Here is a 12,619-nt window from a genome sequence, read left to right as displayed (position 1 = left end):
TGTCAGTCTGCGGAGCGAGTGTAAGACCCGTTCATGTCCGCGAAGCGGAAACAGAGTAAATCTGTGAAGGCAACTGCTATGAAACAGAAACCTAAAGCCTCCTGCGGAGGAGCTTCGCTAACGTGAGGTTTAGGAATCCCCTCGCCTTTAGGCAGGGGTTGGATGTCAAGGAGCCGTTCCAGTGCTGGGTTGAATTGGATTGTAGTGGCGGTCACTGTGTGACCGCCAGCATTTATGTTACAGCAATACACCACAAATTGTCGTGTGGAATGTGGGCAATTAACTTTGTTCAGGAATCGTAACGTCGATCGCCGTCACCCCACCATCCTCACTTAATGCGCTCAAGGGCGGATCGATCTGGTCTTGATTTCCCACCACTAACGTCACCATCTCTTCCGGTTGCAGGTATTCCTGTGCTACCCGCTGCACATCCTCAATTGTGGTGGCTTCCACACCCCGTTGATATTGGAAGATAAAATCTTCAGGATAACCATAATAGGTATAGCGCATCAGGCGGGAAAGGGTTTGAGAGGGTTGTTGGAAATTAAACACAAAGGAATTGAGGACTCCATCTTTAGCTGCGGCTAATTCTTGGGCAGTAATGGGCTTTTGGATAATGCCATCGAACTCTTGGCGCAATGCTTGAATCAAGGGAACAGTTGCTTCTGAACGCGTTGAACCCCCAGCAATAAATATCCCTGGATAGTCATAGCGGGCACTCCAAACCCCATAAACCGAATAAGCTAACCCTTGGCGCGATCGCACCTCATTAAACAAGCGACCCCCTAACCCATTTAACACCTCATTCATCACTGACAAGGCAAAGAAGTCAGGACTATCCAACTGTCCACCTAAATGGCCCATCAACACATTACTCTGAGTCAGTTGCGGTTGATTGACCAGAAAAATCTCCCCGGCTTGGCTCTGGGAAACTTGTGGCAGGGGAGGATGCTTAAAATTCGGATTCGGTTGCCAATCTCTAAATGTCGCTTCTAATTTTTGTCGCATTTGGGCTGGGTCAAAATCCCCCACTAAACCCAGCATCATATTATTGGGGACAAAATACTGTTGATAAAAGTCAATCAGATCTTGGCGATCGATCGCCTCTAACGTCTCATATTCAACTGTCCGCGCATAGGGACTTTCGGCTCCATAAATGAGCTTCTGAAATTCTCGACTGGCGATATCATCGGGGCTATCATTGCGACGGGCTATACTGCCTTCAAGTTGAGTTTTCGCTAACTGCAATTGCTGCTCATTAAAAGCCGGTTGGCGCAATACTTGGGCAAAGAGTCTTAACACCTCATCGGTATCGGGCGTTAAAGCACTAAACTGAGCCGTAGCGGCTGAAGTTCCAATCGAAGTTTCAATCGAAGCGGCTCGATCTTCGAGCGATCGGTTAAGTTCATCTGGGGTATAGGTTTGGGTTCCACCGCTACGCATCACTACGCCTACTAACCCAGCTAACCCAACTTTTTCCTTGGGTTCCAGGCGATCGCCCGTATTAAACATCGCTCTTCCTGTCACCAAAGGTAAATCCCGATCTGCCATCAAAAAGACCTGAATCCCATTGTCCATCGTAAACTGGGTATACTCTGGAATAGTCACCTCTGGAAGGGGAGGAAAGGTTAACTCATTGTAGGGTTTCGCCTGAGCTGCAACTGCCGATTCATGCCATTGAACCGTTAAAGTTAAACTTAGCACCATTAAAGCCAGCCACAGTCCCCGAACCATCTTTTTTATCACTCGTCGTACTTGCATCATTTTTTTGGGTAATGGGTAATAGGTAATCGGTTACCTAATGGTTAATTACTCGCGGTTAACAATCGCCCAATAGTGAGATTTTCTGGGGTAAATGTCGCTTGTGCGACTCGCTGAATATCTTGGGGCCTCACCGCTTCAATGGCTTCAACTTCCTGAAATAAATTGCGCCACGATCCGGTTGTTGCTTCATATTTTGCTAATAAACTCGCTAAACCCGAATTAGAATCTAGCGTGCCTAATAAACTGGCTTTGGCTTGAGTTTTCACCCGATTTAATTCAGTTTCACTCACCGGTTCGGTTTTCAGCCGTTCAATTTCGACTTGTAAAGCTTCCGACACTTCATCGACTGTATGCCCTGGAGCCGTTAGGCTGTAAAACAGCATTAAATTGGGGTATTTGTTGCCCGGAAATCCACTAAAGCCCGCCGCAGATAGGGCGACTTGTTTCTCTTCTACTAAGGACTTATACAAGCGAGCCGTCCGGCCATTACTGAGAATGGCTCCCATCAGATCGTACACTGCATGATCTCGATCGTTGCCGGCCGGACGGTGATAGCCCTCTAAATACATCGGTTGGGTCGGCAGTTCTAGGGTCACTTCGCGGGTTTCGGTTTGTTTGGGTTCCACCGGTATCTTGACTTTGGGAGTGGGGCGAGCTGGAAAGCGACCAAAATAGGCTTGAGCTAGTTTTTCAACTTCATCGATGTTGACATCACCTACGATCGCTACAATCAGATTATTGGGCACATAATAGGTCTCGAAGAAATCTTTCACATCTTGCCGGGTGAGATTGCGTAAGTCTTCCTCATAGCCAATCACGGGTTGACGATAGGGATGGACTTTGAATGCTGTATCTTGAAAGGCTTCAATCATTTTCCCAATTGGAGAATTATCACTACGCATCCGTCGCTCTTCCAGAATCACCTCTTTTTCCTGGTAAAATTCCCGAAACACCGGGTCTAGGAATCGTTCTGACTCTAGGGACATCCACAATTCTAGTTTATTGGAGGGCAAGCTAAAAAAGTAGCGGGTCGCATCCGTGGAAGTCGTGGCGTTTAGTCCCACACCCCCAAACTGCTCCACGATTTGACCAAATTCATTTTGTTTGATGTACTCGGAGGCTTGTTGATTAATTTGATCGAATTTAGCTTGTAGTTCTTGAGCTTCTTCTGTATTTCCATTGGCTTGAGCGGCTTGAATTTGATCGAAGAGGCGATCGAGTTCATCCATCAAGGGTTTTTCCGCTGCATAGTCTGTTGTTCCGATCGCCGTAGTTCCCTTGAAAGCGAGGTGTTCTAAGTAATGGGCAACACCGGTTTTACTGACCGGTTCATTGGCTCCCCCAACATCGGCATAGAGCATGAATGATATCACGGGTGCTTGATGGCGCTCGAGGACAATAAACCGGAGACCGTTATCGAGCCTGAACGTTTTAACTTGTTTTTCGACGTTATCTAAATAGGGTTGAATCGAAAACTCGCTCGGATCTTGAATTAAGGCGATCGCCGGTTCTACCCCCAGCACATAAACGCCAACCAGGATACTCAAGAGAAAAGCTACTAATTTTTTGAGATTCAAGGGCAGTAACCGCCCTCTATCGGTCAACTGAACTCTGTTCATAAGGAATAAGATGACAAGTATACCTAATTTTTAATGGTATCGAAATTAAGACTTCACTTTACCAAAGCGGCGATCGCGCTTCTGAAACTCCCAGAGCGCCCGATGCATCTCGGCACGGTCAAAATCCGGCCACAGGATATCCGTAATATAAATTTCCGCATAGGCCAACTGCCACAACAAAAAATTACTAATTCGCATTTCCCCACTGGTGCGAATCAACAGATCCGGATCGCCCACATTCACCGTATACAAATGGCGTTCAAACAAGGCTTGATCGATATCTTCCGGATTTAAATCTCCCTGCTTCACCTGTGCTGCTAGAGCTTGACAGACTTGTAAAATCTCCTGCCGTCCTCCATAGTTCGTCGCCACTGTAAACCGCATCCCTTCATTCTGAGAAGTTGTCCCCATGGATTTTTTAATTTGTTTTTGCACAGAATTGGGTAAATCTTGTAGACCTCCCACCAACTCTAAGCGAATTTTTCTGTCCATCATTTCTGGTAATTCCCGTTGGAGGAACTGTTCTAGCAAGGTCATAATTACACTGACCTCTTGGGGGGGGCGCTTCCAATTTTCAGTGGAAAAGGAATAAACCGTTAGGGCTTGGATACCCCAATCATCACAACAGCGTACTAACTCCCGCACCGTATCTACTCCACGGGTGTGTCCCATAATTCTAGGGAGTCCTCGCTGTTGGGCCCAGCGACCATTACCATCCATAATTACTGCAACATGACGAGGAAGCTTTTGGGGATCGAGGTCACTAGGGAGAGTCTTCAGAGTATAGTCAATAATTTGCTTTGCAGTCATTTTTTCTTTTGAGAATCAGAAGAAGGTAAACGGAGTAGGCGTGCAACCATCGCTGCACCTTGAGAATTGATCTGGCGGCCCAAATTTCGCAAATCGGGGGCAACAGCCTCCCGTTCTACTGATTGAGAGAATTTGGCTTCCAAGAGTTCCTTTAGTTTACTGCTGGTTAAGGGACGATTCAGGAGACCCTTTTCCGCCAGAGAGATAGAACCAGTTTCCTCAGAAACAACAACACACAGACAATTTTCCACGCGGTCAGTAATGCCCATGGCTGCTCGGTGACGAGTCCCCAGCTTACGGGAGGCGGTGCGATCGGATAGGGGTAAAATGACTCCAGCAGCAATAATACGAGACATGCGAATCCAAACCGCTCCATCATGTAATAGGGTACTGGTTTGGAAAATAGTTTGTAACAACTCCTTGGAAACTTCTGCATTTAACCTTACCCCAGGAACAGAAAAATCGCGCTCATCAATGGGCCCAGTGGTTTCTAAAATCAGCAGTGCCCCCGTCCGATTTTGAGACAGGTCTTTAACCGCATCGACAATTTCATCAATCACACTCTCTGCTTTGGGGGGAGGCTCAGATGGGGGAAGGAACAAATCAATGACTTGTCCTTGGCCCAATTGTTCCAGCAACCGACGAAACTCGGACTGCAAAATCACAGCCATAGCGACGGCAGAACCAATGACTAATTTGTTTAACACAAAGCTCAGTAAGGTTAAGTTCACAACAGAACTGATGGCGGTGCCCAGCATTAGAATAATGAATCCTCGCACCATCCACAAAGTTCGACGTTCACCAATAATCATCAAGACCATGTAGGTCAACATCAAAACGGAGATGAAGTCAACCGTATGCAGCAGGTTTTTGTGAGTATCAGTTAAGTTGGATAACCATTGTGTTAAAAGATCTCCCATAGCTAGGGAATAGGGAATTAGGGAATAGGCAGTGGGCAAGAGGCAAGAGGCAATAGGGAGTCGGTAGTGGGCAAAACTGGGTTTTATCCTTCCCTTAAACATCCCTAAGCAGATACTGCACGCTTCCTACCTTGGACACTTCAGAGAGTATTCAGGTGACGATCGCCACCTGAACCTAGGGACAGACTCAATCTGACCCCAGTTTCGAGTCTCCTGTGATTGCTAAGAAATGGATTTGAGGCGATCGGGAAGGAGATCGCAGCTTACCAAGTCTTGATAGGTTTCCCGCTCAATAATCACTTGACCTTGACCCTCTCTGACTAAGACAGCGGCTGGTCGGGTAACGCGGTTATAGTTGGAAGCCATACTATAGTTGTATGCTCCCGTGGCTAAAATGGCGAGGATATCCCCAGATTGCAAGGGGGGAAGTTGAGCTTGTTGGATCAGAATATCGCCAGATTCGCAATGTTTACCAGCAACGGTTACGGTTTCCGTACAGGGTTGGGCCATGCGATCGACAGCTACAGGACGATAGAGAGCTTGATAGGTGATCGGGCGAGCATTATCGGACATGCCTCCATCTACAGCGATATAGGTTCGCATGTCAGGAATGGCTTTACGGGAGCCGACGGTGTAGGCGGTGATACAGGATGAACCGACTAAGGAACGTCCGGGTTCACAGATTAGGTGCGGGGGAGCAATTTGGGCGTTTTTGCAGGCTGCTACCATCGCGGTACAAACTTGTTTGACCCAAGCGTCAATGGAGGGGGGATCGTCGTCTTCGGTATAGCGAATTCCTAAGCCGCCACCTACATTTAGGACAGAGGGAGATAAGCCAATTTCTTTAGCTTTCAGGAACCATTGCACCATCACTCCGGGGAGATCTTTATGGGGTTCAAGTTCAAAAATTTGGGAGCCGATATGGGCGTGGAATCCTTGGAAATCTAGGCTCGGTTGTTGGGCAATTTCTTTGAGAACCGCTTCAATTTGATTGGGATCGAAGCCAAATTTACTGTCAATATGTCCCGTGCGAATATATTCATGGGTGTGACATTCGATGCCAGGTGTAATCCGAATGAGGATCGGAACAGTTTTTCCTTGAGCGCCACTGAGCTGCGCCAAGGTTTCTAATTCTAACCAGTTATCGACAACTACATGAGAGCCAACGTCTAGAGCTTCGGCGAGTTCGGTAGCGGATTTATTATTGCCATGGAAGTAAATCTGATCGGCTGCAACTCCTGCTTGTAGGGCAGTGTAAAGTTCTCCACCCGAAGCGACATCAATACCTAATCCTTCTGAGCCGGCGATCGCACAAATGGCTAAACAATTCCATGCTTTTGAGGCATACAGAACCGTTGCTTCTCCTGGATAGTAGCGTTTAAGGGCTTCTCGGTATTGGCGACAGGCAGCACGTAAGCTCTCTTCATCGAGGATATAGAGGGGAGAGCCATAGGTTTTCACTAATTCAGAAACAGCTACACCACCGATGGTTAATTGATCGTTGCTGTTCACTTGAGCGGTAAGAGGAAGTAAATGTTGATTCGGTGAGCGATCGCCAAGAGGCTCTTCAACCGGGGAAAGATAATCTGTGCCATGGGGTGAGGTAATGCGGGAGGGTGTGGATACCATAATCTCAGGAAGAGGGTTCGTTATTCATTATTAATTCGTTCTATACTCTATTGTCCATGGTGAACTGCAATTCACCAATAGTTAAAATCATTCCCTTGTAAGATCTCCCTATATTCCCATCCCTATGAACCCATCCGTTTCTGTGCCTGTTGTTCTCCATGCGATCGCCCCAGAACACCTAGACGCTGTGCTTACCCTCGATCGCCTCTGTTTTGGTCAGTTATGGAGTTTAGACGCTTACCAAAGGGAACTTGAGAGTCCACAGAGTGAGTTATTGGGCTTATCTTTGGGTGAGGAGTTGGTTGGATTGGGCTGTTATTGGGCGATCGTGGAAGAAGCTCATCTGACCATTTTAGCCATTCATCCCCAGTATCAAAATCAAGGCTTAGGGCAATTTCTACTGTGTGCTTTATTAGAATCTGCACGACAAAGGGGTTTAGAGAGAGCCACTCTAGAAGTAAAAGCCTCAAACCATAGCGCCCTAGGACTCTATCAAAAATTCGGCTTTCTCACGGCTGGACGCAGACGCAAGTATTATCAAGAAACGGGTGAAGATGCCCTTGTCTTATGGCTCAATGGTTTACAATCGCCCCAGTTTCCAGAGCAGTTAAGTCAGTGGCAACAGCAAGCCCAATCTAAATAGTTCAGGACACCAATAGTATTACACTACTAGAAGTCCTACCTTAAGAAGCATCACCCATTACCCAAAATGGTTACTTCAACAGACTTTCGCGGTTTACTCAATCAACGCTTTGCCAACAACTTTTTCCCCATTCCCGCAACCAGTCGTTGGGATGTGGGACTGATGCCCCCTGACTTTCAACTCCCCAATATCACCCATGGGGAAACTGTGCGGCTTTCAGACTACCGCGAGCAAAAACCGGCGATCGTGGCTTTTACACGGATTTTTACTGAAAAACAATACTGTCCCCTCTGTTTCCCTCACATCAAAGAACTGAACGAACAGTATGAAGCGTTTACAGAACGCGGGGCAGAAGTGCTATTAATCACTAGCACTTCTGCCGAACAAAGTGCGATCGTGGTTCAAGATTTGGGTCTCAAAATGCCCCTACTCTCCGATCCAGACTGCACCACTTTCCGCGCCTACGCCGTCGGTCAAGCCTTAGGCGCACCCCTACCCGCCCAATTTGTCCTCGATCGCCGGGGAATTTTGCGCTATAAGCACCTCTTCTCCTTCCTTCACCCCAATGCAGACATGCAGACGTTACTCGCAGCTTTAGATGACCTGTAGGGCAGGCTAGGGAATAGGGAATAGGGAATAGGGAATAGGGAAAACCCGGTTTGCCCCTTTGCCTATTCCCTCTTGTCTTTTACCTAGAGCTATCACGGTGAAATGTAGAAGTTGCTGTAATTCCATTCTCGAAACTCTTTGATAATCTTGTAATTAATTCGCTCCAGGAAGCTTAAAAATCCGGGTTTATTCCTTTTGGTGACTTCAATCAGTGCATGGGGTTGGTATTGCCGAAATAGACCCTCAGCACCCTCTAAAACTTCAATTTCTAATCCTTGCACATCCATTTTAATGAAATCTACAGGAGTAGCGATCAGCCGATCGAGAGGTAAAACTTCTACCGTTCCGTTGGGATCTTGCTTGAGTTCTGTTAAACACAGATCGCCAGTAGGATGATGGGTGAGTTGGGCACGACCGGAGTTTTTCCCTACAGCATAGCCTAATTTAGACAGGTCCACATTAGTAATTTGATTCAAGGCGATATTGGTTTTCAGTGCTGCAATACTATCGGGTTGAAATTCAATTGGAATTACCAGTTGTGCCCCTAATATTTTGGCAAAATAGACCAAGTGGTTGCCTGTATTCGCACCCACATCAACGATCGCCGATCGCCGTGTCAGCGTCTCGTTGATAAAATCGAGTTCCGGCTGTTCATAGAACTGGCGATCATTCACCTGCGTTAATTCCACATCCAAATTTTTACCCGTAATCTCCAATTGAATTACCTGATGGTGGGACTTAAACTCAACTTGAGGCGGCTCGGAACCCACAAGATTGACCAAATTGAGCCATCGCCTGGCTTTACCCAGATGAGGGGCAAGACTCAGAGCCTCTCGCAGATAAGATTGAGCGGCTTCCCAATTTCCTTGTTTCGCTAAAATAATCCCTAAATATTGGATATAATTCGGATCTTGAGGAGAGAGCGCGATCGCCTGTTCAAACCCCTTCATCGCCTCAGCATAATTTCCCATCTGATTATAAATACCACCAGAAAGAGAATAGAGTGCGGGTCGGTCAGGATATTGCTCGATCGCCGCCTCCAAAAGCGCGATCGCCACTTCCAAGCATTCTTCCTGACGGAGAAAAGCAATCAACTCCATAAAAGCCGATAGGCTCAGGGAAACCTGATGCAGTGCTTGCTCATACAAAGGGCGATCGCTCTGAAAACTTCCCTGAGCAACCAACGCCGCCTGAAGATGTTGGCATAAATTTTCATCCGTCGGCTGAAACAACAACCCATGGCTATAATGACGCACCGCATCCGATAACCGTCCTTGTTGCTCGTAGACCAAAGCTAAATTGTAATGAGCAATCACATGATTAGGCTTTTGTTGCAATGCCCGCTCATATAACCGAGATGCCTGCTCATATTCACCCTGTTGCTTATACAAAACCCCTAAATTCACCAGGGTACTCATATGTTGAGGATCGAGTTCTAAAACCCGCTCATATCTAAGGAGAGCCGCTTCCCAATTCCCCTCTCGCTGGTACTGATAGGCTTGTTGAAATTCCTGATTAAGATTAACCATACTGAAACCCATAACACATCCCGTTCTCAAAATCGCCAGAGAGAACAACCTTTCCGCTAAAATTGTAAGCTATGACCTATTGCTCTAGAGACACATTCAAAACACAGGTATAGCAAAACGAGGAATTTGGCTCGGCCTCAGCTCCAGCCAACTCCACCCCCCATTCAGTGAGAGAGCACAGGTCAATCCACTTAGTCGATGAATGATATACCTGGGAACCTCGGTTAATGTAAACTATCGCAAAACCGATTAAACAGTCCATTACGGAACAGGCGATCGGATAGCCTATAAACCATGAATCAGGGATCTAAGCCAAAACAATCTTCTCAAGACGACTCAGCTTCCTTGGAAGACATAAAAAAAACTGGGGAAAAAGATGCACGCATCGAACCTGAATGGCGCAAGTTTCTCATCTTAGCCCGTCTTCAGACAACTATTTGGATTACCCTAGGTGGAGTTTTCGCCATAGCCTTGTTTGAAGCGATCCTCTATGGTGAGCAATTTGCCAGTGAACTCCTCAGCGCTCGCATTACGACCCTATTTGCCCTAGTCGGTTGTTGGGGATTACAAAAAACCCAATTTGGTCGCCGCCATCCTAGCTTACTATTCCTCGGATTATCCTGGTCGGTAACCCTATTACCCCAAGTTCTGGGAACAGCCGCCGGAGTGTGTGAATTTCAACCAGAACTTTGGCTCGTCATGTTTCTCATGCAAGCGACTGCCATACCTGTTTCTTGGCCCATTCATATCATTGCTCAAGGGGTGGTTATTGCTTATTTTTGCGTAAATCACTGGATTTTTGGCTTTCCTCCCAGTGAATTATCCCATACCATCACTGTGGAATCTTTCCTCTTTTTGGCCATGACTCTCCTGGTCTGTTATTTTATTATTTATCAGTATGAACAACTCTCTTATGTAGAATGGACTACTCGCCAAGAATTAGAAGCTGTTAACAAACAAGTTAAAAATCTCACTCTTTTCGATCGCCTCACCCAACTCCCCAACCGTCGTCGCTTTAACGAATTTATCGAGCAAGAATGGCGACGGATGAAACGAGATTTGAAACCCCTATCCCTAATTGTCTGTCGCGTTGATTATTTTAAGCCCTATGTCTATAGCTACGGCTCTCAAACGAGCAATGAATGCTTAAAAAGCATTGCTGATGCTATTCGCTCTGTGGTGAAACGTCCAGCAGATATGGTTGCTCGTTATCGGGGAGAAATGTTCGCGATTTTATTGCCCCAAACTAACGTTGAAGGAGCCATGCAAGTAGCCACCTATATCCATTCAGAAATCAGTAGCCTCAAATTAGTCCATCCCAACTCCCCCATTAGTCCCTATATCACCGTTAGCTTAGGGGTGAGTAGTGTCGTCCCTCGTAATGATGATTCTGAAGTTACCTTAATTGTTACGGCTGGAGAAGCTTTAGCGGAAGCTCAGGCCTTGGGAGGAGATAACATTATTGTCAAAACCCCCCAGGGATTAAGGTTAGAGAATAGCACTGATTTAGATAATTATACCTCTGGCCCTTTCGATCCTAATTCTACCGAGAATTAGGTTAGGGGATGGGAAAATCCTTCAGATCTGGAGATAGACTAACCCCATAATGGTTAATTGTTAATGGCATTCAGCAGCACTAAGCCCCTAGTTTTCCCAGAAACCGAATCTACGGTGCGGGTGGAATTCCAGAGATCTTCGGCCGTTACCCAAACGGGAGGATACTTATAGCGGGCAACATCGAGGATCAAGAAGCGATCGCTCTGCTGATGATAGGCGGCGACTGGAGAAATATGTCCCCCTCGCTCCTGTTCAATGGACTTTCGCAGATAATTGACTAACACAAAATTATCAGGCTGCTGCAAATTTTCTACCATTAACTGGCGAAATTCCTGCAAACTCAGATCGCCCCCGTGATAAACCTGGGTTTTTAGGGGATAACGAGCTAAAAACGCACCTAACTCTTCTAGAGTCATACCTTGTTTGGCGATCGTTTCTCTGGCGATCACTCGATCGGTTTGGGCATTAAAAATATTATCCTGGGTAAACATTTTGCGACCATATTCGGGTGCATCAGGAGCCTCAATCCCCAAAGCATTTAAGACCATCACCATACTGGCAACGCCACAAAAAGCCTGGTTTTTTTGGGTTTCAAACTGAATGCTCAAGGGCACATAATCTTGTCTAGCACGGCTTTCAATTAACAGCTCTTCCCCAGGAGAGGAATCAAATTCAATTAGTCGTTCAGCAATGGGCAAAGTTTGGGCAACTGTTCTGCCACCAAGCAGAAGTAGGCCTAAAACAAGAAGAACAAGGGGTTTACGGGAATTCACAAATCGATCCATGATTCTAGAGTTGCTACAATGACCTAGTATCAATTTTAAAAGAAAAACTATTGAAAATTTATATATGGCTCAAACCATTTGGATTGCGCGACATGCCAACCGCTTGGATTTTGTCAATCCGGAGTGGTTTAATACGGCCGATCGCCGTTACGATCCGCCTTTGTCTGACGATGGCTTAGTTCAAGTTCAGGAATTAGCCGATCGCCTAAAATCAGAAGGAATCAGCCGGATTTTTGCCTCTCCCTTTCTGCGAACGGTGCAAACCGCCCATGGAGTGGCGAATGTTCTGGATGTACCGCTGCGCCTACATTGGGGTTTGGGAGAGTGGCTAAATCCAGAATGGATGACGGAGTGTCCCCAAACCCGTTCATTATCAGAATTAGCCGCTCAGTTTCCGCGCATCGATCCAGAGGTTCCGATTGAGGGAAAGCCTTGCTATCCCGAAACTGAGACCCAATGTTTTGCCCGTGCGGGACAAACCATCCGAGAGTTAGTTGAGCGGTTTCCTCATGAAGATTTATTATTTATCGGCCATGGTGCGTCTGTATTAGGAATGGCTATGGGATTAGTTGATGGAGTGACAGGAGTAGATGTAAATGCTTCTTTGTGCGCTGTAGTCAAGGTGATTAAGGATGGCGATCGCTCAATTATGGAATTAAATGGGGATACCTCCCATTTAAGTTCTCATGAACGTCGAGTTCGGTTTCATTGAAGATAACGGTATCACTGGCAAGTGATGGAGTTACAGGATCTT

11 protein-coding genes are annotated in these 12,619 nt (G+C 46.5%); 4 read left to right on the top strand and 7 right to left on the bottom strand.

Features of this window, described 5'->3' with window-relative positions; translation table 11 throughout:
* Positions 1 to 279 precede the first annotated feature (279 nt).
* The 5 genes from AC3A14_RS05405 to lysA form a co-directional block, all read right to left on the bottom strand.
* Positions 280 to 1,761, bottom strand: a complete 1,482-nt coding sequence (locus tag AC3A14_RS05405) for a M16 family metallopeptidase (RefSeq protein WP_413039026.1) — start codon at positions 1,759 to 1,761, stop codon at positions 280 to 282.
* A 44-nt stretch (positions 1,762 to 1,805) separates the two neighbouring features.
* Complete coding sequence (locus AC3A14_RS05400) at positions 1,806 to 3,383, bottom strand: M16 family metallopeptidase (protein ID WP_318731316.1); 1,578 nt, start codon at positions 3,381 to 3,383, stop codon at positions 1,806 to 1,808.
* Positions 3,384 to 3,428: 45 nt separating this feature from the next.
* Positions 3,429 to 4,193 carry an undecaprenyl pyrophosphate synthase gene (gene uppS / locus AC3A14_RS05395; RefSeq protein ID WP_318701854.1) on the bottom strand — a complete coding sequence of 255 codons (765 nt, stop codon included), beginning with the start codon at positions 4,191 to 4,193 and terminating at the stop codon, positions 3,429 to 3,431.
* Entirely contained in the window at positions 4,190 to 5,113 is a 924-nt protein-coding gene (gene cdaA / locus AC3A14_RS05390) for a diadenylate cyclase CdaA (RefSeq protein ID WP_413038634.1), read from the bottom strand. Before cdaA ends, uppS begins: the two co-directional genes overlap by 4 nt.
* A 222-nt stretch (positions 5,114 to 5,335) precedes the next feature.
* The gene (gene lysA, locus AC3A14_RS05385; protein WP_318731317.1) at positions 5,336 to 6,742 is read right to left on the bottom strand and encodes a diaminopimelate decarboxylase; all 1,407 of its coding nucleotides are present in this window, start codon (positions 6,740 to 6,742) and stop codon (positions 5,336 to 5,338) included.
* A 124-nt stretch (positions 6,743 to 6,866) separates the two neighbouring features.
* On the opposite strand from lysA, the gene rimI reads away from it, so the two are divergent.
* Positions 6,867 to 7,385 carry a ribosomal protein S18-alanine N-acetyltransferase gene (gene rimI, locus AC3A14_RS05380; protein WP_318731318.1) on the top strand — a complete coding sequence of 173 codons (519 nt, stop codon included), beginning with the start codon at positions 6,867 to 6,869 and terminating at the stop codon, positions 7,383 to 7,385.
* 66 nt (positions 7,386 to 7,451) lie between these two features.
* Positions 7,452 to 7,994: a peroxiredoxin family protein gene (locus tag AC3A14_RS05375; RefSeq protein WP_318731319.1), complete on the top strand. Its 543-nt coding sequence runs from the start codon at positions 7,452 to 7,454 to the stop codon at positions 7,992 to 7,994.
* Between the two features lie 92 nt (positions 7,995 to 8,086).
* On the opposite strand, the gene AC3A14_RS05370 is transcribed toward AC3A14_RS05375, so the two are convergent.
* Positions 8,087 to 9,523, bottom strand: coding sequence for an FkbM family methyltransferase (locus AC3A14_RS05370; RefSeq protein ID WP_318731320.1), 1,437 nt, complete (start codon positions 9,521 to 9,523; stop codon positions 8,087 to 8,089).
* Between the two features lie 294 nt (positions 9,524 to 9,817).
* Between AC3A14_RS05370 and AC3A14_RS05365 the strand changes: the two genes are divergently transcribed.
* On the top strand, positions 9,818 to 11,080 hold the full coding sequence (locus AC3A14_RS05365) for a GGDEF domain-containing protein (RefSeq protein WP_318699462.1): 1,263 nt from the start codon (positions 9,818 to 9,820) through the stop codon (positions 11,078 to 11,080).
* A gap of 53 nt (positions 11,081 to 11,133) precedes the next feature.
* Here the strand turns inward: AC3A14_RS05365 and AC3A14_RS05360 are convergent, their stop codons facing one another.
* Positions 11,134 to 11,865: a phytochelatin synthase family protein gene (locus AC3A14_RS05360; protein WP_318699461.1), complete on the bottom strand. Its 732-nt coding sequence runs from the start codon at positions 11,863 to 11,865 to the stop codon at positions 11,134 to 11,136.
* Positions 11,866 to 11,929: 64 nt separating this feature from the next.
* Here AC3A14_RS05360 and AC3A14_RS05355 point away from each other — a divergent pair, with 64 nt between their 5' ends.
* Complete coding sequence (locus AC3A14_RS05355) at positions 11,930 to 12,577, top strand: histidine phosphatase family protein (protein ID WP_318699460.1); 648 nt, start codon at positions 11,930 to 11,932, stop codon at positions 12,575 to 12,577.
* Positions 12,578 to 12,619 lie beyond the last annotated feature (42 nt).

The organism is Roseofilum sp. (assembly GCF_982964205.1).
Note: the sequence above shows the minus strand (reverse complement) of the source record. Positions and strands in the feature narration are given on the sequence as shown.